The sequence below is a fragment of the Rubrimonas cliftonensis genome (assembly GCF_900107585.1).
In the GTDB taxonomy this organism is placed as follows: Bacteria; Pseudomonadota; Alphaproteobacteria; order Rhodobacterales; family Rhodobacteraceae; genus Rubrimonas; species Rubrimonas cliftonensis.
The window spans coordinates 1-25,576 of sequence record NZ_FNQM01000026.1 but is presented as its reverse complement, the minus strand read 5'-3'; the positions used below and the strand labels follow the sequence as shown (position 1 = coordinate 25,576).

29 protein-coding genes and 3 pseudogenes are annotated in these 25,576 nt (G+C 70.6%); 11 read left to right on the top strand and 21 right to left on the bottom strand.

Translation table 11 applies throughout. The features are described 5' to 3' along the window. Positions 1 to 5: 5 nt before the first annotated feature. The 8 genes from BLW43_RS20090 to BLW43_RS20060 all read right to left on the bottom strand — a co-directional run bounded on the left by BLW43_RS20090 (position 6) and on the right by BLW43_RS20060 (position 3,737). The gene (locus BLW43_RS20090) at positions 6 to 632 is read right to left on the bottom strand and encodes a hypothetical protein (protein ID WP_093256198.1); all 627 of its coding nucleotides are present in this window, start codon (positions 630 to 632) and stop codon (positions 6 to 8) included. A 176-nt stretch (positions 633 to 808) separates the two neighbouring features. Next, positions 809 to 1,156 carry an OmpA family protein gene (locus BLW43_RS20085; protein ID WP_093256196.1) on the bottom strand — a complete coding sequence of 116 codons (348 nt, stop codon included), beginning with the start codon at positions 1,154 to 1,156 and terminating at the stop codon, positions 809 to 811. A gap of 27 nt (positions 1,157 to 1,183) precedes the next feature. After that, the gene (locus BLW43_RS23160; RefSeq protein WP_217632253.1) at positions 1,184 to 1,417 is read right to left on the bottom strand and encodes a hypothetical protein; all 234 of its coding nucleotides are present in this window, start codon (positions 1,415 to 1,417) and stop codon (positions 1,184 to 1,186) included. Between the two features lie 11 nt (positions 1,418 to 1,428). Continuing rightward, positions 1,429 to 1,689 (bottom strand): hypothetical protein, encoded by a 261-nt coding sequence (locus tag BLW43_RS20075; protein WP_093256193.1) that lies wholly within the window; start codon positions 1,687 to 1,689, stop codon positions 1,429 to 1,431. Continuing rightward, on the bottom strand, positions 1,690 to 1,839 hold the full coding sequence (locus BLW43_RS23745) for a hypothetical protein (RefSeq protein ID WP_175479022.1): 150 nt from the start codon (positions 1,837 to 1,839) through the stop codon (positions 1,690 to 1,692). It abuts the gene before it with no gap. 77 nt (positions 1,840 to 1,916) lie between these two features. Further along, on the bottom strand, positions 1,917 to 2,267 hold the full coding sequence (locus BLW43_RS20070) for a hypothetical protein (protein WP_093256192.1): 351 nt from the start codon (positions 2,265 to 2,267) through the stop codon (positions 1,917 to 1,919). A 41-nt stretch (positions 2,268 to 2,308) separates the two neighbouring features. After that, positions 2,309 to 2,587 carry a hypothetical protein gene (locus BLW43_RS20065; protein ID WP_093256190.1) on the bottom strand — a complete coding sequence of 93 codons (279 nt, stop codon included), beginning with the start codon at positions 2,585 to 2,587 and terminating at the stop codon, positions 2,309 to 2,311. Positions 2,588 to 2,696: 109 nt separating this feature from the next. Further along, complete coding sequence (locus BLW43_RS20060; protein WP_093256189.1) at positions 2,697 to 3,737, bottom strand: SH3 domain-containing protein; 1,041 nt, start codon at positions 3,735 to 3,737, stop codon at positions 2,697 to 2,699. A 230-nt stretch (positions 3,738 to 3,967) separates the two neighbouring features. On the opposite strand from BLW43_RS20060, the gene BLW43_RS20055 reads away from it, so the two are divergent. After that, positions 3,968 to 4,339 carry a hypothetical protein gene (locus BLW43_RS20055; RefSeq protein WP_093256187.1) on the top strand — a complete coding sequence of 124 codons (372 nt, stop codon included), beginning with the start codon at positions 3,968 to 3,970 and terminating at the stop codon, positions 4,337 to 4,339. An 80-nt stretch (positions 4,340 to 4,419) separates the two neighbouring features. Further along, a complete protein-coding gene (locus BLW43_RS20050; RefSeq protein ID WP_093256186.1) occupies positions 4,420 to 5,172 on the top strand; it encodes a hypothetical protein in 753 nt (250 codons plus the stop codon). On the opposite strand, the gene BLW43_RS20045 is transcribed toward BLW43_RS20050, so the two are convergent. The 5 genes and pseudogenes from BLW43_RS20045 to BLW43_RS24430 all read right to left on the bottom strand — a co-directional run bounded on the left by BLW43_RS20045 (position 5,162) and on the right by BLW43_RS24430 (position 9,549). Beyond that, positions 5,162 to 6,157, bottom strand: a complete 996-nt coding sequence (locus BLW43_RS20045; protein WP_093256184.1) for a metallophosphoesterase family protein — start codon at positions 6,155 to 6,157, stop codon at positions 5,162 to 5,164. The genes BLW43_RS20050 and BLW43_RS20045 overlap by 11 nt on opposite strands. Then, a complete protein-coding gene (locus BLW43_RS20040) occupies positions 6,157 to 7,590 on the bottom strand; it encodes a hypothetical protein (RefSeq protein WP_093256182.1) in 1,434 nt (477 codons plus the stop codon). Before BLW43_RS20040 ends, BLW43_RS20045 begins: the two co-directional genes overlap by 1 nt. Before the next feature lie 17 nt (positions 7,591 to 7,607). Further along, positions 7,608 to 8,255, bottom strand: a complete 648-nt coding sequence (locus tag BLW43_RS20035) for a hypothetical protein (protein ID WP_093256181.1) — start codon at positions 8,253 to 8,255, stop codon at positions 7,608 to 7,610. Between the two features lie 501 nt (positions 8,256 to 8,756). Beyond that, positions 8,757 to 9,187 (bottom strand): annotated as a pseudogene (locus BLW43_RS20030) (TCP-1/cpn60 chaperonin family protein); the annotation flags it as partial. Further along, entirely contained in the window at positions 9,112 to 9,549 is a 438-nt protein-coding gene (locus BLW43_RS24430) for a hypothetical protein (protein ID WP_245731146.1), read from the bottom strand. The pseudogene BLW43_RS20030 and the gene BLW43_RS24430, both read right to left, overlap by 76 nt. Before the next feature lie 211 nt (positions 9,550 to 9,760). Here BLW43_RS24430 and BLW43_RS20025 point away from each other — a divergent pair, with 211 nt between their 5' ends. From BLW43_RS20025 to BLW43_RS20005, 5 genes are all read left to right on the top strand, one after another. Further along, positions 9,761 to 10,687: a helix-turn-helix transcriptional regulator gene (locus tag BLW43_RS20025; protein WP_093256179.1), complete on the top strand. Its 927-nt coding sequence runs from the start codon at positions 9,761 to 9,763 to the stop codon at positions 10,685 to 10,687. Between the two features lie 577 nt (positions 10,688 to 11,264). After that, the gene (locus BLW43_RS20020; protein WP_093256178.1) at positions 11,265 to 11,807 is read left to right on the top strand and encodes a VPLPA-CTERM sorting domain-containing protein; all 543 of its coding nucleotides are present in this window, start codon (positions 11,265 to 11,267) and stop codon (positions 11,805 to 11,807) included. A gap of 218 nt (positions 11,808 to 12,025) precedes the next feature. Further along, entirely contained in the window at positions 12,026 to 13,054 is a 1,029-nt protein-coding gene (locus BLW43_RS20015) for an SH3 domain-containing protein (protein ID WP_093256177.1), read from the top strand. Positions 13,055 to 13,086: 32 nt separating this feature from the next. Beyond that, positions 13,087 to 13,323, top strand: coding sequence for a hypothetical protein (locus BLW43_RS20010; protein ID WP_093256175.1), 237 nt, complete (start codon positions 13,087 to 13,089; stop codon positions 13,321 to 13,323). Between the two features lie 58 nt (positions 13,324 to 13,381). Continuing rightward, entirely contained in the window at positions 13,382 to 13,711 is a 330-nt protein-coding gene (locus tag BLW43_RS20005; protein WP_245731145.1) for a hypothetical protein, read from the top strand. A gap of 708 nt (positions 13,712 to 14,419) precedes the next feature. Here the strand turns inward: BLW43_RS20005 and BLW43_RS20000 are convergent. Then, positions 14,420 to 14,686, bottom strand: a complete 267-nt coding sequence (locus BLW43_RS20000; RefSeq protein ID WP_093256173.1) for a hypothetical protein — start codon at positions 14,684 to 14,686, stop codon at positions 14,420 to 14,422. Between the two features lie 449 nt (positions 14,687 to 15,135). Between BLW43_RS20000 and BLW43_RS23155 the strand changes: the two genes are divergently transcribed. The 4 genes from BLW43_RS23155 (at position 15,136) to BLW43_RS19980 (ending at position 19,353) form a co-directional block, all read left to right on the top strand. After that, positions 15,136 to 15,702 (top strand): hypothetical protein, encoded by a 567-nt coding sequence (locus tag BLW43_RS23155; protein ID WP_139284161.1) that lies wholly within the window; start codon positions 15,136 to 15,138, stop codon positions 15,700 to 15,702. A gap of 340 nt (positions 15,703 to 16,042) precedes the next feature. Beyond that, complete coding sequence (locus BLW43_RS19990; RefSeq protein ID WP_139284160.1) at positions 16,043 to 16,501, top strand: hypothetical protein; 459 nt, start codon at positions 16,043 to 16,045, stop codon at positions 16,499 to 16,501. Positions 16,502 to 16,535: 34 nt separating this feature from the next. Continuing rightward, positions 16,536 to 17,003: a hypothetical protein gene (locus BLW43_RS19985; RefSeq protein WP_093256168.1), complete on the top strand. Its 468-nt coding sequence runs from the start codon at positions 16,536 to 16,538 to the stop codon at positions 17,001 to 17,003. A 10-nt stretch (positions 17,004 to 17,013) separates the two neighbouring features. Next, on the top strand, positions 17,014 to 19,353 hold the full coding sequence (locus BLW43_RS19980) for a sensor histidine kinase (protein WP_139284159.1): 2,340 nt from the start codon (positions 17,014 to 17,016) through the stop codon (positions 19,351 to 19,353). Positions 19,354 to 19,496: 143 nt separating this feature from the next. Here the strand turns inward: BLW43_RS19980 and BLW43_RS19975 are convergent. The 7 genes and pseudogenes from BLW43_RS19975 to BLW43_RS19940 all read right to left on the bottom strand — a co-directional run. Further along, positions 19,497 to 20,204 (bottom strand): annotated as a pseudogene (locus tag BLW43_RS19975) (IS6 family transposase). Between the two features lie 405 nt (positions 20,205 to 20,609). Further along, the gene (locus BLW43_RS19965) at positions 20,610 to 22,199 is read right to left on the bottom strand and encodes an ATP-binding cassette domain-containing protein (RefSeq protein ID WP_093256164.1); all 1,590 of its coding nucleotides are present in this window, start codon (positions 22,197 to 22,199) and stop codon (positions 20,610 to 20,612) included. Continuing rightward, positions 22,196 to 23,257 (bottom strand): hypothetical protein, encoded by a 1,062-nt coding sequence (locus BLW43_RS19960; protein ID WP_093256162.1) that lies wholly within the window; start codon positions 23,255 to 23,257, stop codon positions 22,196 to 22,198. Before BLW43_RS19960 ends, BLW43_RS19965 begins: the two co-directional genes overlap by 4 nt. Beyond that, on the bottom strand, positions 23,254 to 24,069 hold the full coding sequence (locus BLW43_RS19955) for a hypothetical protein (RefSeq protein ID WP_093256161.1): 816 nt from the start codon (positions 24,067 to 24,069) through the stop codon (positions 23,254 to 23,256). Before BLW43_RS19955 ends, BLW43_RS19960 begins: the two co-directional genes overlap by 4 nt. Continuing rightward, on the bottom strand, positions 24,066 to 24,746 hold the full coding sequence (locus tag BLW43_RS19950) for a hypothetical protein (RefSeq protein ID WP_093256159.1): 681 nt from the start codon (positions 24,744 to 24,746) through the stop codon (positions 24,066 to 24,068). The genes BLW43_RS19955 and BLW43_RS19950 overlap by 4 nt, the downstream gene beginning before the upstream one ends. Before the next feature lie 232 nt (positions 24,747 to 24,978). Continuing rightward, positions 24,979 to 25,236, bottom strand: a pseudogene (locus tag BLW43_RS19945) (IS5/IS1182 family transposase); the annotation flags it as partial. A gap of 77 nt (positions 25,237 to 25,313) precedes the next feature. Then, the coding region (locus tag BLW43_RS19940; RefSeq protein ID WP_175479021.1) for a Uma2 family endonuclease at positions 25,314 to 25,576 on the bottom strand (263 nt) is incomplete at its 5' end.

Genomic DNA, 25,576 nt, shown 5'->3' with positions numbered 1-25,576 from the left:
GCGCTTCAGTCGATGCCGAATATAACGTTGAAGGCAGCGGGCGCGTTCGTGCGGTTGACGACTTCGACGACATGGTCACCGGACTGCCAGAGCTGGCCGCGATACTCCCGCTCCGCCGAGATCAGGTCGAGCAGAAACGAGTTGTCGGGATTGAAGATCTGGTAGTCGAGGCCAGCGCCGGCCACGCGGACGTAGAGGTTCTGGCCGTTCTTCGCGCCGAGCACATAGCGCGCCGATCCCCCGGGCTGAAGCGACCCCGTAAGCTCCGCGCCGGAGGTTCCGGCGGCGAAGCGCACGCGCTCGGTCGTCGTCGCGGGCTCGCCGGAGGCGCCCGCCATCGCGCCACCGCCGTCGTCGGCCGCCTCGACCACGGCGAGTTCGCCCACCGCGCCGTCGTCATAGCCGATGCAGCGCCAGACCGTGCCGCCCGCGTCGCGGATCATCACGAGCGTGCCGGCCTGGGACCATTCCCTGCTCAGCACCTGGCCGCTCTGGCCGTCGGGGCCGCCGACCTTGCGCAGCTGGTCGATGCAGCCGTCGACGGCGGCCTGCGCGTCGGCGCGCGTCGGCGCAGGCGCGCCGAGGGTTGCGATCACGGCGGCGAGCGCCGCGACTGGGAAAAGATGGTTCATGTCGTGAGCCTCGCGTCGGCTTGCGCCCGGAGGGCGTCGATGGGGCCGGTTGCGGAATGCACCCGACGCCAGTGTTGGCAGAGAGAGGCATCCGGCGGAGTGGCGAAATCCGAATCGCGAAGCTCTTATCCGGAATGCGAAGTCTGCGGTGTCGCGCCGCAGGGGCGGCCGGCCTGCTAGTCGAGGATGGTCACGGTCGTCCGGGCGATCTCCTCGATCTCGATCAGATCGGCGCCGCCGCTCTCGATTTCGCGCACCAGCATGATACGGTCGTGATCGACCAGCGCATGGCCAACGAACACGACTTCGACGCGCCGGTTGGGCGCGAGGCAGGCCTTGAGCGCGTCGCCGTTCTCGGTTGGGCAGCCCACGAGAGGGCGCGCCTCGCCCATGGCGGCCACGCCGATCGACCCGACCGGCAGCCCCACCTCGTTGCGCAGATAGGCGGCGACCGCCTCGGCGCGCTTCAGCGACAGCTCCAGATTGTAGGTCTTGGAGCCGAGCCGGTCGGCATGGCCGGTCACGAGAAGCTTCGGCGCCTTGCCGGTCGATCAGGTCGAGAGCGCGATGCGCACGCCGTTGCGGAAGACGTGGACGCGCTGCTCCGGGATCGACACGATGACCGCGCCCGAGGGCGAGCGCTCCGGATGCCAGGAAAACTCGCCCGGCGCGAGGCCGTGCTCCTCGAACACCGCCTCCTGCGCCAGCGCGGCGGCGAGGGGCGCGGCGGCGAGGCCGGCCAGCGCCGCGCGGCGCGTCCAGAGCCTGCCGCGGGTCCTCGTCATGACAGCCATGCTCACTCGATCCCGAGCACGATGTCGAAATTGGCCGTCTGCCCTTCCCGCGCGGCGTTGCGGTTCAGGAAGACCGACACCGTGTGGTCGCCCGTGACGTAAAGCTGGCCGCGATACTCGCTTCCGCCCGTCGCCGAGGTGAACAGCGCCTCGTCGCCCGGCCCCTTGCCGGGGATGTAGACGTTGAAATCGGCCGACTGGTTGTCGGGGCGCAGGCTCACGGTCAGGAACTGACCCTCGCGCGCGCCCAGTTCGTAGAGCACCTATTCGTGGCCCTTGATCCTGTCCGTGGTCCCGGTCGCGCCCTTCGGTAAGTGGACGCGGACAGTCCGGGCGTCGCCGGCGTCGACCGCGGCCGGCGCGGCCAGCGAGATCGCCGCGGCGGCGAGGAGATGGCGAAGCGAGAAGGCCATGAGAGAGGTCTCTGGGAGTTGGGGAAGCGCGCGGGCGGCGCGGCCGCCGGCGCGGACGGCCGATCGTTCAGGACGGGTCAGAGCGCGCCGTCGCTGCCGATGAAGCGCAGTTCCTGCACGGCGCCGTTGCGCGAGACGAGGCACATCCACGGCGCGCGGTTCGCGCCAACGACCATGTAGACCGCATCGTTGGCCTGCGAGGACTCGGTCCCCGTCACCTCAACCGCGCCGTCGGTCTGGGTGTCGAGCGCGCGGCGGCAGTTCTCCACCGCCGCGTTCGTCACTTCGGCCGCGAAGCCGACAGCGGGCGGCGCGGGCTGCGACGACGCCGGCTTCGCCGGCGCGGGCTGCGAGGGCGCCTGGACCACGCAGCCGGCGAGCATCGCGACGGCGGACGCGGCGACGGCCACGGCGGGGATCGTTTTCATATCGGTCTCTCTCTGCTGATGTGACGTGGAAAGGTCGTCGCTCAGTTGACGATCAGCCCGGTGAAGGTGAGGCCGTCGCGCGCGTAGTTGCACTGGAACGTCACAGTGCGACCGCCGGCGATCGGCGCGGAGCCGTTGACGGGGTAAGTCCCGTCGGTACGCCGGCCCTCGGCCTTTGTTGTGACGCTCTCGCGGGAGACGTCGAGGCGCTCGGCGGCGCGGCGCTGGCAGTCGGCCGCGAGCAAAGCGGGGTCGCCCGCCTCCGCGGCGGCTGGGGCGGCGAGGGCGGCGAAGGAGGCCGCGATAAGGAACTTGCGCATTCTGTTCGATTCTCCATGACGGGATGACATTCCGGTTGCTCGCGGGAGGGCTTTCGGAGCGTCGCGCTGGCGTGCGAAATCGTCGGCGGCGGCCGCTGTCGCGTCGTGCTCATCCGCCGAACACTACGGCGTCGAAGATCTCGTAGCGCTCGGCGCCCACCGTCACGACGAACACGTCGCCGTCGCGCGTCGCGGCATAGGGCGGATATCCGTCGGCCTGGCTGGTGTCGGCGCTGACGAACCGCCCGCCTTCGAAGAACAGCGCGCGGGTCCCGCCATCGGGCCGGGTGACCACCACGGCGGCCGAGCCGCCGGGCGCGCGGGCGACGCCGAAGCGGCACTGGCCCGTGGGCTGGCCGGCGAACTGCTTGCAAGGGATCGCGCCGGTGGCGTCGAAGCGGCCCTGTCCAGCGCGTTCCGCGGCGCTCGCGCCGGGGGGCGACGCGGGGAGCTGGCTCGCCGTTCCGCCCGCGCCAGGGCGCGGCTCGCGCAGATAGCGCGCCGAGACCCAGCCGCGCACGCGCGCGGCGCCGGTGGTCTCGACCTCGCACCAGCGGGTCTGGCCGGTCATGCGGCAGCCGCCGACATTGCGCAGGACGGCCCCGTTGGCGAGCCGCCCCACGATGCGCGCCGACGTGCCGGGCCCGTCGCGCAGGTTGAGGCTGTCGCCGCCGCCCACGCCCGTCACCTCGAAGAAGTCGCCCGCGACGAAGCCGTCAGGCGGGCTCGCGGGCAGTTGCGTCGCCGCCCCCCTGCCGCCAGAGACGATCATCTCCAGCCGGTAATCCGCCGTCTCGCCGCGCCGCGCGGCGTTGCGCATCTGATAGACGCGGATGCGGTAGTCGCCGGTCGCGGGCAGCCGGCCCTCGAACTGGTTGCCCGAAGTCGAGCCGACGAAGAAGGCGACCTCGGTCTCGCCCGGCGCGAGGATGTTGAAATAGGCGGACGGGTTCTGCGTCGCCATGCCGACGTTGGCGTATTGCCCGGCCCGCGCGTTCAGCAGGAAGTCCACGATCTCGCGGCCCAGGATCACGCCGAAGACCGTCGAGCTCTCCGCGCCCGGCGGGAAGCTGACGCGCTGGGTGCGGATCTCCTGCGCCGAGGCCGGCGCGGCGAGGAGGAGGGAGAACAGAAGGACGAGGAATCGCATGACGGGACGCCCGCAGCTTGTCGACCGGTCGCACCGGTCTCCACCGTCATCATCGCCCGGGCGGCTCGCAGCCGAAATCCGCTTTGCGCAGCGGACTGTCCGCAATGCGAAAGACCGCGCGCGGTTTCATGTCGGCGGAGCCGCTACCTCTCGACTCTGACCCGTCGCCGCGCGATCCTGCTCGCCCGCTCGTCGTTTGGCGCCGCCATTGAAGCCGGAGACCCGGCGCGATGATCCTTGTCCTGCGCCTCGTCATGCTGCTGATCGCCGCAACCAGCCTGCTCGCCGCCGTGCTGGTCACCGCCAGCCTGTTCATCGCCGACCGCGCGCCGCAGAGCAGCCAGTTCCTCGCCATCAGCCTCGTCGTTTCGGCATTCTTCGCGGCGACCGGGGCGCTCGCCTTCGGGCTGCAGCGCCAGATGGCGCGGCTGCGCGACGCGGGGGCGCGGCTCGACGGCGCTGCGGCAGAGCGCTTCGCGCCGCCTTTCCACGCGTTGGCCCGGCTCCTGCTCGCGGGAGGGACGATCCTCGCCCCGATCCTGCTGCTCGCGACTTATGTGATCCTCGCGCGCATCGATCAGGGCTTCGCCGTGTTCGGCTGAGCGCGCGGCGCTTTCGTGCTTCACGGGGCTCCGCGCCGCCTCTACAAACCCCCGACACGCCCGAGGGAGACCCGCCCGCCATGTTCGCCTCTGTCCTGCGCTGCGGCCTTCCGATGATCCTCGCCGCTTCCGCCGCGACCGCGCAGACCCTCGGCCTGCCGGACGCGGCCCTCGCCCGCATCCCGGTCTCGGGCGGCGGGTGGAGCCAGGTCTTCGCGGTGGACGAACTGCTGCTGTTCGCGCTCGACACCGCCTTCACGCTGGCGCTGGCGGCGGCGCTCGCCTTCCACCCGGCCCGCGCCGGCGCGCCGCGCAGCCTCGAGAACCTCGCGCTGCCGCCGCTGTTCTTCCTCTACGCGCTGATCGGCATGGCGATCGGGTTTCTGGTCGAGCAGCACGGCTACGTGATCGGTTTCGTGGTGTTCGGCATCGGCGGGCTGGTGCGTTTCCGCAGCAATCTCGACGAGATTGACGACACGGTGGAGCTGATCCTCGTCACCTTCATCGGGCTGACGGTGGGGCTGAATCTGCCGGTGATGGCGGCGCTGATCACCGCCGCCGGCTGGCTGGTGATCGCGGCTTCGGCGCGGCTGCGCGCCTGCGAGATCGAGATCAAGGCCGTGGACGCGGCCGGCCTCGACGCCGCGCTCGACGCGCTGCGGCGGCTGGCGGAGTCGCGACGCTGGCAAGTGATCGCGCTGCGGCGCGGCCGGCGCAAGCCCAACGCGACTTTGCTGATGCGCGCGCCCGGCGCGGGACGGGGCGACGCGGTGGAGGCGGCGCTCGAAGAGGCGTTGCAGGGTCAGCCGGCGGAGTGGAAGCTCAGGGTGTGACGCCGCCAGTCGGGGGTGCGAGGTCAAGCCGGGTCAGCGTCGCCTCGGCCGAGACGAGCCTCGGCGGCAGCAGGGCGAAATCCGTCGGCGTCGCGAAGTCGGGCGCGGCGTAAGCCGAGACCCCGATGCGCCCGTCCGGCGCGACGTCAAGCAGCGTGAAGGCGCGGACCGAGGGCGCGTCCATCCCGATCAGGCGCCGCGGCCCCGCGCCCAGACAGGCCTGCGCGACATGCGCGAGCCCAGCCCGGAAGCCCGGATAGAAGGCGTGGTGATGACCGCTCAGATGCAGATCGACGCCGGCCTCGCGCTCCAGCGCCTCGAGCGCGGGGTCGGCGACGATGTCGCGCTCGCGCCCCCGCGCCACCGCCCAGAGCGGCAGATGCGAGAACACGATCGCAGCGCGGTGGCGCGGCCGCTCCTCGCGCAGTGTCTGGGCGAGCCAGTCCATCTCCTCGGGCGGCAGCGGGCCGGGGAGCGTGACGTCGAGCCCGATCAGCAGGACGTCGCCGAACGAGACCGCATAGCGGAACGGGTAGCGCTCGCCGTCAAGGATCGAGACATCGGGGCTGCGGTCAGTCCATGTCCGGTAAAAGGCGCGGCGCTCGGCCTCGAAGCCCGGATATGCGGAGGCGTCGTGATTGCCGGGCGCGACCAGCAACGGCAGGCCCGCCGCGCGCAAAGGATCGGTCACGTGAGCGTGGAACGCCGCCCACATCGCCGCGATCTCGGCCTCGGACAGCAGCGGCCGGCGCTGGCCCGCGACCATGTCGCCGGCGCAGATCACGAGATCGGGCCGCAGCGCCACGAGCCGCGCCACGGCGCCCGACACGGCGGGGTCGTAGTCGGTCGAGCCGTAGGAGCCGTTGAGATCGGAGATCACGCCGATCCGCAGACCGCCCGCCGCGCGGCCCTGCGCCGCGACCGCCGCCGCTGCGCCGGCCAGCAGCACCCGGCGGGTGAGGCTCCGCGAGGACCGGGCGCGCATCACTTTCCGGCGCAGTCCACAGCTTCGGGCGCGACCGCGCCTTCGACGAAGAAGTGCTTCGGCGAGAGGTCGAAGGTCAGTTCCCCCCGCTCGCAAGCGCCGCGCAGGATGCCCGCGGCGAGGTTGGCGTTGGTCACGATCTGCTTCACCTGCGCCGCGTCGAGCCCGAAGGAGCCGACGAGCCAGCCATGGATCGGCCCCTGCGCCTGCAGGTCGGCATCGAGCGCCATCAGCTTGCGGTAGATGTCGGCGTCGAACCGGCGCAGCGCCTCGAGCATCCCGGTGCTCTTAGCGAAGTTGGCGTACTGCACTCGCGCCCCGGCGTCGTTGTCGTTGAGCCGCGTTCGGCGGATCAGAAGCGCGTCGGCGGGAACCTCGCCGTCTCCGAGTTCATGATGCTTGGCCTTCTTGTGCTCCAGCTTGCCGTTCACCACCCAGTAGAAGTACGGCTCGAAGTCGATGTTGCCGATGCGGTCCTGCTGGCTGAAGATGAAGTCCATCAGCACGATCTCGGAAATCTCGCGCATCCAGTAGGCCATCTGCTGCGGCGGCGTCTCGGGTCCGAGATCCTTGGCGATCTGCGGGTCGCGCCGGCCCTGCGCGAGACCTTCGGCGATGGCTTCTGCGAGCGGCTTCGTCGAGCGCAGCGCGAGGAAAGGCGGGGTCTGCTGGAAGTCGCGGCTTTGGCCCTCGCCCCAGCCGGATTTCCGTGTGCCGTTCACTTCCGAGCCGTAGCGATGGCCGGGGCTCAACACCATCACCCCATAGACCGCCGTGCGGTCGGCGGTGAACAGATCATCGGTTGGGGAATAGCTCTCGGGGTTCTCGTCGGCGGAGACGAGCGTGCGCCAACCCTCGTGGTTCATCCGCCCCGAATGGGCGTGACCCGAGATCGCGATGGCGGGCCGCGCCACCTCGGTCAGATGCGCCTGCCGGTCCATGCTGCGCCAGACTGCGACCGGAACCTTCGCGTCCAGCCCGAAATAGCGGGAGAAATGGTAGTAGAGCAGCGGTGAGGGCGAGAACGTCCCGCTCGTGCCCTCCGCGTTCATCGTCGGCTTGAACTTGGCGAGGTCGTCCTTCGCCAGATCCTTCGCGCCCTTGCCCTCCTTGCAGGCGTCGCGCTCGAAGCGGGCGCGGTCGCCGGCGTAGGGGCCTTCGGAGAGGTCGTAGACCATCATGCCGGGGCTCGTGCTCCAGGTCTTGGGGCACAGCGCGACAGTCGGCGCGTAGAGGTCGATGGCGCAGAACGCCTCCGCCTCCTCCAGGTCGTCCTTGTCGTAGTCGGCGCCCGGCATCGGCGCGATGCGCACGCAGCGCTCGGCCACGCCGTTCGGGCTCGTGAAGGCCGACTCGGCGCCGCGCACGGCGTCGGAGGCGGCGGCCGGCGTGGCGATCAATGCGGCGGCGGCGGCGAGAAGCATCGGCGTCATTGAAACCTCGGTCCGGGTTAGTCGGGGCAGATCGCTTCGCGCTCCGCCGCGCTGAGGGCCAGCGCAGGGTCGGGGCGGAACGCGGCGAACTTCGCGTCGATCCACGCGTCGCACCCGCCCGAGCAGGGCGCGCCCTCGCGCGTGTCGTTCCAGTAGGCCTTGGCGCGCGCCTCGCTCCAGCCGCAGAACTGCACGAGCGCCATCGCCGAGAGCGCGCCGGAACTGTGCACGCCCCACATGCAATGCACGAGCACAGGGCCCTTCGACGGGTCCTTCGCGACCGCATGAACCGCGCGCAGGACCTCGGCGGGCTTGGACGAGCGCGCTGGTTCGTAGTCGAGCGCGCCCGTTCCGCAGGTAGTCTCGCCATAGGCCGTGTTCTTGCCGAAATCGGCGTAGCGCGCCGCCGAGAACCCGGCCTCGCACAGGGCGCCGCGTTGCGCCGCGCTCAGCCCGTCGCGCTCCTTGTCGCCTCCCTTGAAGCCCGCGCGCCACAGCACGCCGCTCAGCACCGGGCGCAGCAGCGCGAGGCCCTCGACTGAGGAGCCGCGCGCGACCATTGCTGCCTGCGAAGGTCCGCCGTCGCGGGCGCGCAAGTCGGACGCCGCCGACGCGCCCGCAGACGCCGCTGCAAGGAGCCCAGCCATGATCACCCAGCCCAGCATTGCAGCCTCCTCGCGCCAGCACCAGACCTGTATGCCGTGGCGCCCCGCTGCGCTATCCGGTTTGCGAAGCGGCTGGCCGATAGGCGAATGCCCGTCAGCGCCGGGCCGCTCGAAAGTTGCGCCCTGCCTCGGTCCGCTTGCGCGTCAGCGCGATCGCCGTCGCGGTCGATCACTGCACGCGGCGTGTCGGCGTCGGCCTTGATCACGCAGTGATCTCGATGCACTTTGCGCCGCAGCTCGCCCCGGCGGCGGCGATCACGTCGAGCTTGCGATCATCGCCATGCCGGACATCTTTGCGTCGACCTGTCAGCGCGGCGGCACGATCACCGCTACGCGACTGCGCTATTCGGGGTCGCCGCATGCCGGTGCCGCGCGCGCTGAAAGGCCGGATACGCGCCGATGCTCAAGCGGTTGTTGCAGGCGGCTTCGACGCCGAGACCATAAGATCAGGGATCGCGCGACAGTTGACCACGAGCGGCGGGCTTTGAACGAGGGGTCCACGTGGAGAAAGATCGCGCAATCCTCCAACTTGGAGGTCATCTTCTGCGCGTCCGTGATGAAATACAGGCTCGGATAGCCGCGGTCGAACTGCATGCCCTCGACCAACTCGGTCTCGGTATCCAGCCCCTTCGCCTCCTCGACCGTGATGACGCCGTCGTTGCCCAACTGCTCCATGCGTTCGCGATCTGGTTGCCGATTGCCAAGTCGCGATTGGCGGATACGGCCGCGACCTTGGCGATCTCATCGCTGTCGCTGACGGGCCGCGACATGGCGCGGAGTTCGGCGACGACCGCCACGACGGCCTGGTCGACGCCGCGTTTGACATCCATCGGGTTCATGCGTGCAGCGACCGCCTTCAGCCCCTCGACGACGATGGACTGCGCAAGAACCGTGGCGGTGGCGGCGCCATCGCCGGCCTTGTCGTTGGTCCTTGGCGTTGCGGCGGCGATCGAACGTAGACAGCGAAACCCTCTTCGATCCGCGCGAAGTCCCCGCTGACGATCACCGCCAGCGCGAGGCACAGCACCGCGCCGCCGCCCGCCAGAAAGAGAATCGGGGCGCGATGATGCCGGGCAAGGTCGCTCCGCCGAGCGGGGTCTGCATGCCGAATGATGGCGTCAATCGCGGCCATCCGCCCTTGAACGCCGACGGCCAGAAGGCCCGCGGCGAGAAAGACGCCGCTCACGGCGAGGCTGATCCACAGGATCTCGGGCGAGCGCGATGCGCGGTCGGCGATGAAGAGGCTCGCGGTGATCATCACGGCCGAGAACAGGCACAGCAGCGCCGCCAGCATGAACACGGCCCGAAAGACCAGCAGCATCGCTCCGCTCCCGGTCCCGCGCGCGCTTGCGCCGCTGACGCGCCCCCCTGTCCCCCTTGCTGGCCGGGAGGGTCCGGCGCAAACCCGCGATGGGCGCGACTGTAGCAATCGCCAAAATTTTGGGCATCTGGCGCATTCTGCTAAAGGTGTTCAAACTGGCGATCGGTCAGGGCATGGAGCGGCAATGGCGCTAAGGGTGCTCGAAATCCGTGACGACAGCGCATACGGGCCGCGAGATTCGCTTTTCGGCGACATCCGAAGCTTCCGCTTCACGCCCGTTCGCGGCGGATTCCTCAGAACGCTTTCGCTCCAGCTCGGCGCGATCCGGGTCGCGGAGGTGAGCAGCGCGGGGCACGACATCGCGCTTGGCGCGGTGGGCGGCGTCACCTTCCTCGCGCCGCAGAGCGGGCGCATCGCCGTTCAGACCCCCTGCACGCGCCTCGACGCGCGGCCGGGCGGCGCGCTGATCATCGGTCCCGGCGAAAGGGAGACGTTCGTCCGGCGGGAGGAGCGGGCCGACTTCCGCGCCATGGTCGTGATCGCGCCGGCCGAGGACGGCGCGAAGCGCACGCGGGCGGCGGGCGCTGCGGTCGACAGCCCATCGGCGCGCAGCCTCTCGGGCTTTCTGCGCTACCTGCTCGGCGAGGTCGCGGAGCCGGACAGCCCCCTGCTGCGGCCCAGGGCGCTCAGGGCGGCGGAAGCCCTGTTGCGCGACAGCCTCGGCGCTGTCGACGGCGTCGATGCGCCCGTCGCGGCCGCGGAGGCCGACGGCGTCGCGCAGCGCCGCATCCGGGCGGCCGAGGACTACATGCGCGCCCATGCGGACGCGCCGCTGACGGTTGAGGCTGTCGCCCGCGCGGTGGGTGTCGGACCGCGCGCGCTGCACGCGGCGTTCCGCGACCGGCTCGGGACGACGCCGCGGGCGTTGCTGGCGGAGATCCGGCTGGAACGGGCGCGGGCGCGGCTGCTCGCCCCCGGACCGGAGACGACGGTCACCGACGCGGCGATGGAGAGCGGCTTCGCCCACCTCGGCCGGTTCGCCCTCTACTATCGGCGGCGCTTCGGCGAGAGCCCGTCCAAGACGCTGCGCAAGGCGCGGGGAGAGGCCTGACCACGTTCCGGCGCCTGAACGCGGCCGCAGATTTCGACATCGCACAACTGGATTCAGTCAGCGGTTTTCGCGGTGCGGCGGGTCCCGTCATTCAGGATGGAAGCGCGGGGACGCGCGTGCGCCGTCAACCGTGCAGGTTCCGAATGTGGCTTGCCTACTGCGCGGCGGCGTCGATGTCGCTGACGAGGGCCGCGCACGCGGTGCTTTCTCCGCCAACTTCTTCGACCTGACGACGAGGGCCATCAGCGCTCATGCAGGTGGCGCGAACGCCGATTCTTCGGCGGTCTACGCCCGCGCACAGCCTGTTTTGGAGCCATTCCGAACGCCCGGGCCGCCCGGCGCCGACGGTCGCGGATCGCGCGGGCCGCGGCCGGCGCTTCGAGAGACACGGACATCGCACAATCAGAGCGGGATTTATTCTCCTTGAACGCGATTCAATACATCAACTGAAGGTTGTATTTACCAAATACTTCCGTTTACGGATAGCACTATTCGGAGATCGGATTTCGCGGCGCTTTCATTCCCGGCATGCCACTCGCATCCGCGGACTCCTCCGCGCGCATGGGAGCAAGATCAGATGAAACAGATTCGCGATCTCTTGATGGCGGCGGCTGCGGTGGCGGCCCTCGGCGCCCCTGCCAACGCGGCGTCGCTCGATGCAACGCTGACCGAACTGGCTCCTTCGGCCCCTGTAACTGCTTTGGCGGGCCTCGGACCGAGCGATGAGTTATTTAGAATTCCCTACAGTATCACCAATAACACCGGCGTCACGTGGCAGAGCTTCCGGCTGCGCGCCGAATTCGGCTCGTTCTTCGAAACCGCCGACTTCCCCTTCGAGGGCCCCGCTGGAAGCTTCGCGCTCTTCTCCACCGACATCAGTACGGCGATTGGAGTTATGGATATCGGCGGTATCTCGATCGCCGATGGGGAAGTCCTGAACTTCACGACCGATCTCCAACGCGGCGGCGGCCCCCAGGATTTCATCCTGTTCTACGCAGAGGCCAGCGCCGACGCCATCGAGAACCCCAACCCGAACCCTATCCCGCTGCCCGCCGCGGCGTGGCTGCTGCTCGGCGGTCTCGGCGCGCTCGGGGCGCTGGCCCGGCGTCGCGCCGCCTGATCGTTCGTGTTTGGCTTAGCCGAACTTTCGTTTTGCATGACTGTCCCTCGCACAGCCTCGGCGGCCCTCGCGGCCGCCCCCTTTTCATGAGTGCGACGGCCTGCCGCACTCGGCGGTTCCGAAAGCGGACAGCGCCCTGCGCAAATCGGCTTTCGCGGCAGGCGGCGACGGCGTCCACTCGTAGTTGGTGACAACAGTCCCTTTCGGAAACGCTCCGCATGCGCTGCGCTCCCGTCATCGCCATGCTCGCCCTCGCCGCCGCCCCGCTCGCGGCGCAGGAGGGACGCACCGAACGCGTCAGCTTCGCGCCGGGCGCAGTCAGCGCCGAGATCACCGGCGCCGTCAGTGGCTATGCGACGGCGACCTATCTCGTCGGCGCCGAGGGCGGCCAGCAGGCGCGCGTCTCGATGACCACCGACAACCTGTCCGGCTACATGAACCTGATCGCGCCGGACGGGTCGGTGGTGGCGGACGGCGCGCTCACCGACAATCGCTTCGAGGGCGCCCTGCCGATGGGCGGCGACTACAAGGTCGAGGTGTATCTCTATCGCAACGCCGCGCGGCGGGGCGAGACGGCCAGCTACCGGCTGGAGATCGCCATCGCGGCGGCGGACCTGTCGCAGCCCGTGCAGGCCGACTTCGCGGACGGACTGCAGGGCGGGCCGGACTACTGGGAGGTGACCGGCGTCACCTCCACGCTCAATATCCGCAGCGCCCCCTCGACCGGCGCCGCCGTCGCCGGGCGGGTGCGCCGTCAGGAGGCGCTGCGCAATCTGGGCTGCCGCATGGCCGAGGGCCGGCGCTGGTGCCAGGTCGAAACGCTGGGCCAACCGCGGTTCAGCGGCTGGGCGGCGGGCGACATCCTGCGCGCGTCGGCCTATGCCGGCGAACAGGCCGCGCCCGAGCGCCCCGAGACGCCCCCCAGCGAGAGCGCGGCGGCGCGCGCCGGCCGCGGGGCGTTCGACGCCACCGGCGCAATCCCCTGCCGGCAATACGCCGGTGAACTGACAGCCCAGTGCGATTTCGGCGTCGCCCGCGGGCATGGCGGCGAGGCGACGCTCATCGTCATGCGCCCTGAGGGGACCACGCGCGCGCTATTCTTCGAGAACGGCGTGTTCCTGTCCGCCGACGCCAGCCAGGCCGACGGCTACCCGGACTACGCCGCGACGCGCGAGGGCGACCTGTTCGTTATCACCGTCGGCGAGGAGCGCTACGAGGCTCCCGACTCCGCCGTGTTCGGCGGCTGATGACGAAGCGGGATAAGAGAGGAGAGCGAGCCATGGACGAATCGGTCGGATCAGGCGCCGGCGCGGGCATCGTCACCGGCCTACGGGCAGGCGCTTTCCTCATCCTCGACGCCGCCCGCGAGCAGGGCCTGATCGCGACGGAGCAGGACGCCGACATCCTCCGCGCAGCCGCGCGCCAGGTCGCCTCCGAGGATCTGCCCGACGGCCCCGACACCAGCGAGATCGACTGCGCGGTCGTCGTGGCGGAACTTCGCAGCGCCGCTGACTGAGGCGCCGGGATCGGCGCTGGCCCATCAACGACAACTCCCACCCAGGAAAGGATATTCTGTGAAGTTTCGCTCGTTCGCCCTTGCAGGCGCCGCCACGACGCTCCTTGCCGCATGCGCCGCCGAGAACACGCCGGCGCCCCAGCCGGCACCGAGCCAGCCGCCTGCCGCCGGAGCGCCGGCCGTTGGCAGCGCCACCGACCTGTCAGCGTTTCAAGGGGCCCGGGCCGGTCAAGCTGAAGGCGGCATCCAGAACCTCGGCTACGAGGCGATCCGCACCCAAGGCCTCACCACCTGGTGGTTCAACCGCGAGACCGGGGCCTGCGCCCGCATCACGACCGCAAACGGCCGCTACTCGGATGTTACGATGCTGCCGGCTGAGGACTGCTGAAGGGCGTCAGCCTTGCTTGGCCGGGCCGGCCAGGACTCCCCATGACCGCCGCATCGCTTGGGGCTCCTGGTGACTGGAGTGAACCCGTGCGTTGGGCGGGCATGCTTCCCGGCTCGATCGAGGACGGTGTTCTCGTTCAGCCTCGTGTCTTTGCGGCAAGTGGTTCATTTCCAAACCCCGTGTCCCCTCTTGAACTTGTTTGGCTGTGCGCGCGGCGCTGCGTCAGCGGTACATTGCGGGTGCCCGAATGACTGAACCGGTGCAGCAGAAGCGGGCTCGGAGGTTCAGGGACGCGGACGCGAGCAACTGCCGCCGCGCTTCTCATCCAGATGCGCGGAGTAGCCATGAAAAAACAGAGCGGAACGTCGGGGCGGTTCCCAGACAATGAGACGTCAACGGCCTCTTCGCGAGCATCGTGCACAGGCCGCGATCAAGGGAAATGGTTCACGGGCAGGCGGTCGCCGCACGCCACGACCTGACGTCGCGAATGACCGCTCCCGCACGAGTCGCCCACAGGCGGTGACCGGCGGTTTAGGCGCACGGGCAGGCGGTCGCGTTGCCTGGCGCCTGTCAACCGCGAGTGACCGCTCCTGCGCGAATCGTCCACAGCCCCCGACCGGCGGTTTTAGGCGCAGAACTCCCCGCCGAGGCGCGGCTTCAGCATGGGCGCCGTCGCGTGCGGCGACCGCGCCTCGTGGCGGAAGAGGCTCAACGTCGAAACGGAATGACGGTCCCGGTCTCCCGAAACGCATCCATCCCTTCCTCGTCGACGGTGCGCTTGAATTCCGCCATCGCCGCATCGTCAGTGGCGAATTCATCCCGCCAGACGATGGAGGTGTTGGCGTGGTTCACGACCTCAAGCGACCATCCGGGCGTGTCCTCCAGCCTGACGATGCTGACGTCGACGGTCACGCCGTCGCGGCTGAACGGGCCTGACAAGCTCGAGATCACAAGGTTCGGCTCGCGGTCAGGCATGTCTTCTCCTTGTCGAGCGTCGACTGAGCGGGGGCATGCCGCCCAGGCAAGCCTGCTTTGCAGGAAGCGATCGTGGCAAGGTCGACAATCGTCCCTGCGCGCCGGCCGGCTGCGGCGGTGCGATGGGCGCAAGCGTCGGGAAACTGGTCGCCAAACGCGGGCGATCGCGCGAGAGCGGCGCGTCGTCTTCGACGGCGGCGCAGGCAGAAGTGATAGCATCCGGCGGCGGCGTCCAGCCTTCGCCGCTGCATCGCCGACGGACGGGGAAGGTCGTCCGCCCGGGCGAATGAAGAGGCGCCATCCAGCTCGCCGCCGCGATCGACAACGCCTGCGCCCGACCGCCGTCGCAGCGCACTGGCCGCGAGGGTCGAATTGCCCTAAAATATCGTTGTCTGTTGCGAGATAAACTTATCGAAAGATGTCTCCGCGCAGAAAGTCCGTACGGCGGCTTGTCGCCCTCGTTCGAAAACACTCATCAGGAACTCGAATTGTCTCAGAAGAAAACTGTCTGGACGCGAGCCGACATCGCCTTGGCGACGCAGGAGGCGCGCGGCGCCGACAGCGCTGCCGAGCAAGTTCGCGCGCTGTCCGCTCAGCCGTCCGCCGCGCCGACCGAGCGCTGCAATGCGTCGATGGAGGCTCGCGCCTCATCACAGTGTTCGGACATGCCTCGGTCCGAGGCGGAGTCCGAGCCGCCGCGCTACGCGCGGATCATCAAGCCGGCGGCGAAGCGCGCGGATCACGGCGTAAGCGGGCCGACGGGCGCTTTCGCGGCCGACCGCGATGCGCGGCGCGCCGAAGCCGCCGCCGCGCGCAGCGCTGCGCCCACCGTCGCATCGGTTTTCTCCGACACGCCGGTGAATGAACCCAAGGCTGTTCGAGCGCTGTCTTCGCGCGGCCGCTCGGCCGAAGCCAAGACGTCTGTCGGACCCGAAACCCAGACCGACGTCACCGCGCTGCGACGCAGCCGAATTCGGTTATCGCTCCCGGCGTCAGCTTCAGCCTCTCGCGACTGAGACGAGGCTCGCGACGCGCATGGATCGGTCGCCCGCAGCGAAGAGCCGGGGATAATCTCGTCGAACCTCCGGCCGCTCGTGAGAAGTCGTCTTCCAGTGTGTACAATCGCCGAAGTGTAGCCCCCTGCGTCATAAAACATCAATGACTTACGCTGCCGATCGGCGTCGGAACCCCGCCCCGATCCACATTAAAGTCTTATATAACTCAATCCATCGGAAAAATATGGAGCTTATTAGCATGCACTATGCGCAACATGTCGCAATACTCCAAGCTGCGTTGTTGCGCCATTTAATTCCGCTTTAAGGTAGCTAATGTAATGACCTATCAGCTTGTCATTCTATGCCGGGGTTCAAGAGTTTGCGATACACACTGCAAGTTCTGACGTCGCTCCTTGCCTGCGCCCCCGTCTCGGCTTCGGATTTCGGGGTCTCGGCTCAGGCGCGCGCCGCAGCCCAGCAGGTGATCTCGGTCGTCGCCGAGAGCGGTCTCGACGCGGCGATAGCCCTGATCAATGACGCGGAGAACGGCTTCGGCGTCGCGCCGTTCGGGGTGAACCTGTTTCGCGACGGAACTCTCGTCGCCGACAACCGCGAGCCCGAGACGGTCGGCGCCGACTACACGGCGTTAGTCGATCTCAGAGGAGAGCGCTTATGGCCGCGCATCGCCGACACGCTCGCGGGCGGCGGCGACGAAGTGGTCATTCCATGGACGCACTACGATACGGGCGCTCCCTACGACTATCGATGCGTGCTGCGCAGCGCCGACGACACGTCAGTGATCGCAATGATCTGCTTCTGATTGCCGCTAGTGAACTGAACAGGAGAAACCAGCCATGCGCGCGCCTCACCTGACCGCGTTTATCGTCGCGACGGCCGCGACCGTTTCGCCCGTAGCCGCGCCCGCGACCGACGCGACGGCGGGAGACTTCGGCACGCGCGCCGAGGCCGTGACGCTGGCCGAAGCGCTGATGGACCGGATCGACCGCGAGGGCTTGCAGGCGGGCATCGACGCCGTCTTCGACCGCGCAGGCCCCTATGCGGCCACCCGCCTCGGCGTGAACCTGTTCGCCGGCCCCGTTCTGATCGCCGACAATCGGGAGCCGGAGATGGTGGCGGCGCCGTTCGACCGCACGCCCGACATGACGGGCGAGCCGGCCTGGCCGCGCATCGTTGAGGCGCTCGGCAAGGGCACCGACGCCGAACTCACATGGTATCACTACGACACCCAGGCGCCCTACGACTATCGCTGCGTCGTCCGCGGTGCCTCAAGCATCGACGCGCTGGTCATGATCTGCCGCTGATGGGTCCGCCGTGACGCGCCTTGCAGAGCCGCCTGAGGGGCTCCCGACAGACCGTGGGCCGCTCTCGCGCGTCACCGCCATGCTGGCGGTGTTCGCGCTCGTGGTCGCGGCGCTCGGCTTCGGCGCCGGGGCGGCGATCTTCTCGCTGCGTGAGCAGGTCTCGCGCTGGGCCGCGCTCGAGGCCGCGGCATCCAGCCACGACGCACTCAAGCGCGCCCTGATCGCCGGAGCGCCCGTCGAGGAGGTCCAGAAGGCCTTTGCGGATGCGGCGCGGTCGGTCGACAGCATCGACTGGCATGAAGGCCATACGATGCTCGCGGCGGCGACGGACCGGGCGCGGGTCGCGCACCTGAAGGCGTCGATGCAAAGCGACGCCGCCGACGAGGCGCTCGCGGAAATGGAGGGAGCACTCGCGCGGCTCGAGACGCGCATCGCCATCGAGGTGCGCCGCGCCAGCGCAGAGGCGAGCCGCGGCGCGCGGGAGAGCGCGACGATCCAGCAGGAAGCGGACGACGACGTCGCGCGCATGCGCGCCCTGCTGCGCGCGTCAATGCTGGTCGAGCGCATCCAGACCCGCCTGCAGGCCTATGCGCAGTTCTCCGACGACGCCGGCGCCGTCGCGCTCGACGTGAGCGATACGCCGCCGGACTGCGACGACAGGCTTGACGAGAGCGGCGTAAGCATCTGTTCGCCCGCCGCCGCGCGGCTGCGCGACGCGGTCGCCGCCTACCGCGCCAGCGGCTCGACCGAGAACGGCGCCCATGTCGTCTGGGCCGCCGGGGCCTTCCTGCGCGCATTGGAGGCGGCCTATAGCGCGCTGGACGTCGACCTTGCCGGCGCCAGCGCCGAGGCGGAGCGGCAGAGAGAGCGGCTGAAGGCGCTCAGACAGCGCGAAGAGGGTCTGAACCGGCTGGCGCGCGTGGTTTGGGACCTCCGCAAGAAGTACGGAAAGCTGCGCCACGTCGAAGACGCCGGGCTCGATGACCTCGACGGGGCGATCCGAGGGGGCCTGCAGCAGATCGCCGCCCGCGGCGAGCCCCTCCTCTCGGCCGCCGAGGCGGGACGCCGGAGCGCTCCTGACGTCGACGCGATCGTCGCCGACCTCGAAAGCGCCTGGCGCAGCGCGAACTCGGCGGAGCGCGCCCGTCGCATGAGCGCGGACCGGATGACGGTCGCCGTCACCGACATGGATCGCAACGTCACCGCCGCCGCAGAGGCGGTGCGCGCCGTCGCCGAAGGTCGGGTCAGCCTCTTCGCCATCAACGGCGCGCTCCTCGCGGCGCTCGTCGTCGTCGTCGCAGCGATCCTCGCCTGGGCGGCGCATGCACGTTTCGCGAGCCCTCTCGCCAAGGTCATCGGCGCCATCATGCGGCTCTCGGGCGGAGATGCGCACTCCCCGGTCGAGACCCGGCCGCACGGAGACCCCTTCGGGCCGGTCTTCGCGGCGCTGGAGGACCTGCGCGTCTCGCAACGCGACCGCCTGCGCTATGAGCGCGACGCCGCCGACGCCCGGATCGAGGCGGAGCGTCAGCACATCGAGACCGAGCGCCTTCAGGCGCAGCTGAGCGACGAACGCGAGAAGATGGAGTTCCTTCGCAAGATCGTCTCGATCGTCAACCACGAGCTGCGCACGCCCCTCGCCGTCATCGACGGCAACGCCCATCAGATCGCGCGGCGCGCGGCGCGCGGCGACATGGAGAGCGTCACGCAGAAATCGACGACCATCCGAACGAGCGTCGCGCGGCTGACCGGGATCATGGAGACGTTCCTGCTCAGCGCCACCCTAGACAAGGGCGCGATCGAGTACCGCCCGACGCCCTTCGACCTCGGCGAGATGATCGAGGACGTCTGCGCGCTTCATCGCGAGGCGAGCTCATGTCACGCGATCCTGACCGTGATCCACGACGCGCCGAAGGCCTACGCCGGCGACGTCAGGCTGCTGCGGCAGGCGCTTGGAAACCTGCTCTCGAACGCCGTCAAGTACTCGCCCGACGTCGACCGCATCGAAGTCGGCTGCGAGGTGCGGGACGGGATGGTCCGCATCGCGGTCCGCGACTTCGGCTACGGCATTCCCGAGGACGAGATCGCGCGCATCGGCACGCAGTTCTTCCGCGCCTCGACCAACAACGGCGTCATGGGAACCGGCGTCGGCCTGAACCTCGTCAAGGCGCTCGCGCAGGTGCATGGCGGCGGGCTGGAGATCGCCTCGCGCGTCGGCGAAGGCTCGACCTTCACGCTCGTTCTGCCGACCGAGCCTCCCGACCCCGCGCAGCCGCACGCGCAGCCGCACGCGCAGACGGTCGAGCCGACGCCGGACGCCGCACCGGACGCGCTCGAAACCGTCCGCTGAGGTTGCCCCAAGCAGCGCGTGGACAGCACATCGCGGGAAACGCGGTCAGCAATTAATCTCTCTTTGAGCGCCCTCTGGGCAAGTGGGGCGACGGGCATCGCCAAGTTGTTTTCGTTCGGGCCGCTTAGCCTGTGACCCTTGCGTCAGGCTGCGAGTTCACACGCATAGGTTTCCCATAGATCGAACCCGTCGGCTCGGGCATGGCGATATCAGGTGGCGGAGAGACGATAGCGGCGGGGGCGAAAGACGACGTTGATCTGGTCATGGGCTGCGAGGAACCGCTGCGCCTGCCGTGGCGACTTGAATCGCCCGATGATCTTCTCGCGCTTGCGGGTGGGGCGATGCGACCCCTCGATCCGGTTGTTCAGTCCCTTGTGCGCGCGATGGTCGGCGTCAGGGGTCAGATCCCTGATCGGCTTGATGTAGCTGCGCAGTTTGTCCGTGACGACGCGTGGCTCGCCGAAACGCGCGATCAGCCGCTTCAGGAAGCGCTTTGCCGCCTTCGCGTTTCGGCGCGGCTGGACGAGGATGTCCAGCACGTCGCCGTTGGCGTCGACGGCCCGCCACAGCCAGTGGTTCACGCCATTGATCGCAACGACAACCTCGTCGATATGCCAATTGTCCGCCGCGCCAGGGCGGTCGCGGCGGATGCAGCTGGCAAACTGCGTGCCGAAGCGGTTCACCCACAGCCGGATCGCTTCCCGGCTGACCGTGACGCCACGCTCCGCCAGCAAGTCTTCGACGTCCGCCGTGCTCAGCGCGAAGCGGTGGTAGGCCCAGACGGCGTAGGCGACCAACTCGCGCGGGAAGCGGAAGCCCTTCAGGGGCGGCAGCATCGGACGATTGCTCATGCCACTTCGATACCCCAGGGCCGTTCGCCAAATCAATGTGGCAGTGCCCGGCCGCGTCGCCCGCGCGCTTGAGGCGACCATGCGCGAGGACGCCGCCGCGGGGCGCCCCTTCACCGCGGCGCTCGTCGTCGGTCGCCTGCGCGGGGGCGTGCCGGCGCCTGGCTGCTTCGAATTGGACGACGACCTTGGGCGAGGGCCCGCCGACCGCGAGGACCAGGGCGTTTTCCATGCGCGGATTTACGGAGACGCTCTGACGTTGCGAACGGATCGGCCACGGTCGCCGTTGGCCGCCTCCAGAGTGGCGCAAGGCGACCGATAAACAGCCCGACCGCGCAACCGCGCCACAGGCGTCCACGCCGGTCCAACCGTAGCCGCCCGATCCCCCGTACCCCCCGAGCCACGCCGTCACGCGGCCGCCGTCGTCAGCGCGATGCGCCGGTCCAGCGCCGCTGCGAGCGCGGCGTCGGTCGTCGCGACCACCGCCCCGCCGGGGCGCTCGGCCAGCAGCGCGGCGAGGATCGCGCGGCCCGCCTCGTCGAGCCCCGCCTCGGGCTGGTCCAGCATCGCCAGCGCCATCGGGTTTAACGCCATCCGCGCCAGCGCGATGCGCGCGCGTTCCCCGGCGGACAGGTCGCGCCCGCCCTCGGCCACCGCGCCGTCCAGCCCGCCAAGCCGGTCGAGCGTCGCGCCGAGGCCGACGCGCGCGATGGCGGCCTGCAGCTCGGCGTCGTCGGGCCGGCGCGGCAGGCCCATCGCGACGGCGCGGCGCAGGCTGCCTGCGAGGATCAGCGGGCGCTCCGGCAGATAGAGCATCGCGCGCGTGCGGTCCGCTGGCGCAAGCCGGCCTGGCGCGACGCCGCCGAGGCGCACCCGCCCTGCGTCGGGGGCCTGCAGCCCGGCCGCCAGACGCAGCAGCGTCGATTTCCCCGATGCCGTGGGGCCGCATAGCGCGATCGTCTCGCCTGCGGCGATGCGGGCGGCGAAGCTGCGCAGGGGGCCGGCGTCCACGCCGTCGAAGCGCAGGTCGGGTGGGTCGGCGCGCAAGCGCGCCGGCGCGCCGCCCCGCCGCAGGCGCGGCGTGCTCAGCAGCGCCTCCAGCCGCGCGCGCGCCGCCGTGTAGGCGCGTCGCCGGGTCCAGACGCCCGAAAGATCGCGCAGCTGCGTGGTCATGATCGCGATGGCGGCCAGCCCGCCAGCCAGCTCCGCGCCCGGCGCGCCTGCGCGCCAGCAAGCCAGCATCGCTCCGGCTCCAGCCAGCGCGCCGGAGACGTCGGGCGCGGCGCGTAGCAACGCCGTGCGGCGGGCGAGCGTCATGGCGCTGCGCTCCAGCTGCGCGGTCAGCCGATCGAGCCGCGCCAGCTCCTGCGTCATGCGCCCCGCCAGCCGCAGCTCCGGCGCCAGGGCCAGCCGCTCGCTCATGTCCGCCGCCAGCCGCGCGCGGCGGCGGCGCAGACTGCGGTGCAGCCGGCCCAGCGGCACGCCGGCCGCCAGCATCGCGCCGGCCCCCAGCGCCAGCCCCGGGACCGCGCCAAGCGCCGCCGCCGGGCTGACCAGCGCCAGCGCCAGGCCCGCGCCCGGCAACGCGACTGCGGCCGACACCAGCCGTGTCGCGCCCCGCCCAGCCCAGCCGCGAAAGGCCGCCAGATCGCCGACGAAGCGCAAAGCCAGCCCACCTGCGCGCCGCCGCGCCACCGCCTGCGACGGCATCCGCGCCACATGGGCGAAGGCCTCGCGGCGCAGGTCGGCGGCGTAGGACAGGCCCAGCCGTTCGCCGGCGGCGCGCTCGCCCCAGCGACAGAGCGCGATCAGCGCGCCGGCCGCGACCAGCAGCGCCGCGCCGTGCGGGGCGAGCATGGGGTCGCCCCAGCCGGCGAAGACGTCGCGCACGGCGACGGCGGCCAGCCCCGCCGCCGCCGCCTGCCCCAGCGCCAGCCCGGCCACCGTCGCGAAGCCCCGCCGTCGCGCAGGCGACAGCAGGGCGGGAATGCGGCTCACGCCGCACCCAGCGCGCGCGTCTCGCAGGTCGCGATCAGCGCCGCCGCCTCGGCCGGGTCGCGCAGCGCCTCGCGCTCCAGCACGCGCAGGCCGGTCGCTGCGGCGGCCTCCGCGACTAGCAGCGGCGCGCGGGTGATGAGCCCGGTCAGGGCCAGCGGGGCGATCCCGACCCTCGCCAGCGCCGCCGCGCCGCCCAGCGCAGCCAGAGCGTCGGGCGCGGCGTAGAGCCAGCCCGAGAAGGCCGAGCGGGCGCCAGGGTCGGCCAGCAGCGCGGCCGTCTCGGCCTGAAGCACGCCGTCGGCGATCTCCACCACCGCGCAGTCGCAGCCCTGCCGCACGGCCTCGGCCAGCAGCGTGTCGAGGCAGGCGAGGATGCGGCCCAGCGGCTCGCGGTAGGTCGAGACCATGCCGGCGTCGGTGAAGTCCAGCGCAACATGAGCCCCGGCGTCGGCGTAGGCGTTGACGTCGCCGAAGGCGCCAGTGCCGGTCGCCTTGATCGCCGCCACGCGCCGCCCCGCACGCGCCAGCCCGTGGGCGAGGCTGGCTGTGGCGGCGGTCTTGCCGCTGTTCATCGAGGCGCCGACGACGCCGATCACCGGCAGCCCCTGCGGCCGCGGCGCCGGTGACAGCGCATAGGCGGCGAGGTTCAGCGGCGCGCCGTCGGCGCCGGCCAGCAGGCCCAGCGGCGCCACGCGAGTGGGCGGCGCCATCTTGCCGTGGCACTGGCGCATCTGGCCCAGGACGCCGCCGCCGGCCAGCATGTCCGCGCCTTCGCGGTCGAGCGTCGCCAGACCCTCGAACTGGTCGGCGGCGTAGCGCGCCCCGCAGGCCAGCACCACCAGATCGCCGGGATAGAGCTCCGAGGGCCGGCCCGAAGCCAGCTGGATATTGCGGTGCGAGCCGATGCGCTCGATGCGGCCGAGCGCCAGATCTCCTGCGCGCGCCCCCGATACATCGCGAAGCAGCAGGGCTGCGTCAGCGCGCCGTACGCGGCGGGTGGTGAAGGCCCATTTGGCGCCCTGAGCGAGGCTGAAGGCGGCGGGGGTCAGCACGGTCATGATGCGTCTCCGAGGGTGAGGGTGACGAGAAGGCCGTCTCCGGCGGCGGCGCAGTCGGCGAAGTCGTGCCCGGCGTCCGGCAGGACGGCTAGGCGGATGCGCGGTGGGGCCAGCGCCCTTGCGGCGGCGGCCTCGCGCAACGCCGCCACCCAGGCGCGGGCGCGCGTCAGGCGGTCGACGCCCTGCTGGGCGTCAATGGCCTCGCCGCGGCGGGTGGCGTCGTCCGGTTCGCAATCCTGCGCGCCGATGGTCACCACGATGTCGAGGCCGAGAAACCGCGGCAGCCCGGCCGCCATGCGCGCGCCCCAGCCGTCGCCGCCAAGGCCGTAGGGGTAGGGCGCGGCGTCGGGGAAGGTCCACCACCCGGCGGCGCCCAGCGACAGCCGACCGACAAGGTGGGGGTAGAGCAGCGCGAAACGGTGGGCGAACTGCGCGCCGCCTGAATAGCCGAAGAGGTCGAAGCCCGCCGCGTCGACGACGCCCTCGGCGCGAAGGTCCTTCAGCAGCTCAAGCAGCGCCAGATCGGCGCGCCGGGGCGCGACGGCGCGCTGATAGCCGTTCCAGAATGCTTCGTCGTAGAGCGGCGCGATCACCGCCCGGCCCTGCGCCGCGGCCCTCGCGGCGAAGGTCTCCGCCTTCAGCCGCGCGGCGCGGCCGATGCCGTGCACCGCGATCAGGGGCCGCGCGCCGGGGCGCGGCCGGTCGGGCAGCGCCAGCCAGCAGGACAGGCCGCTGCGGCAGGCGCGCTCGTGCAGGCGGAAACCTGCCGACTGGGCGCGAAAGGCCGCGCGGGGGGCTGCGGGCGCGCTCATGACCGCACCCACGCTTCCTCGACGCCGTCCTGGGCGTGGCGCTGGACGAAGGCGACGGGGCCTTCTTCCGGAGCGTACCAGGTGGTGCGGGTGCGCTTGCCGCCGTCGTCGCAGACCACCTTGAAGGCCGGCGTCGGCGCGCGGCCGGCGCGGACCACCGCCTCGGCCCCGACCACGCGGCACACGGTCTCGCGCTCGTAGCTGCGGCCCGTGGACGAGACGGCCCGCCGCGTCCAGCGACCCTCCGAACCGATCCTCAGCGGCCAGATCGAGGCGCGCTCGCGCACCTGCGCCGCGCCGTCGCGCCAGTTTGCGCTGTCGCCGCAGCCGCTCCAGCTCTTCGACGGCGCGAACCAGTCGCCGCCGCGGCTCCAGTCGCAGCCGTCGCTCTGGCGCACGCGCACCTCCGTCCCGCGCCGCGCCACCGACATCGTCAGCGGTTGGCCCGTGAGCAGGTCCCGCGCGGCCACATCGCCGGCGAGTGGCGCGCGCGGCTTGCCGATGGGCGCCGGCGGCGTCGCCAGCGCCACGATGCGCGGTTGGGCTTCAACGACGCCAAAGCGCATCGCCATGTGCCGCGCAGTGTCGACCTGCGCGCAGGCGGGCAGGATCGAGAGGGTCAGCAGCGCCGTCGCGAGGCGGCGGCGGATCGCCGAGGCGCGTTGGGGTCTGATCATCGCGTGTCTCCGGTCGCGGGCCGTGATGGCCGGTTGCGCGAGGGAAACGGCGGAGCGGATGGGCTATTCCGCGACGCTCATGAAAGTCTCAAGCGCGCAACCCTTCTCGGCCGCGCCACTGCGGCTCTGGCCAGCGCCCTGCGACCGCGCGATAGTGTGGCGCGTCGAGACAGCGAAAGGGCGTTGTTACAGAACGCGCGCTTAAGGCGTGTTCCCCCTTTTCCCCTGGACATCAAGCCACGCGAACGATCTCGGCAGTGCCGAGCGCGTTGAAGCGGTTCATGAGGGCGATGCGGATATGGATCTCGGCGGTCTGGCGGTCGGGGTCTCTGGCGGCGATGCGCTCGCCGAACGCCGTGAGGCAGCGCATCCTGGCCTCGATGCGGCTGCGGGCGTGGTAGCCTGTCCAGCGTTTCCAGAATGCACGGCCGAAGTGGCGGGTCGCGCGGAGGGTCTCGTTGCGGACCTTGGCGGCGGGGCAATCTTTACGGCAGGGCGGTCAGCGAACTGGTGGCATGCCCGTCACATAGCAAGCTGGCGAAGCCGCATACGCCGCTTCACCGTTTTTCAGTCCTGCCAGAGCGCGCCAAGCGCGAACCCCACCGCGTCGAACGGCGCAACGCGCACCTCGGCGTCGTCATGCAACGCGGCGATCAGCACCCAGGCGTCTTCCTTGAGCGCGAACGCCTCCAGCGTGCGCGCCGCAGGGTCGACGAACCAGAGCCATGCGACGCTCTGCTCGCGATAGACGTCGCGCTTCTCGGTGAGGTCATAGGTGCGGGTGCTCGGCGACAGCACCTCGCAGACCCAGTCCGGCGCGATCGTGATCC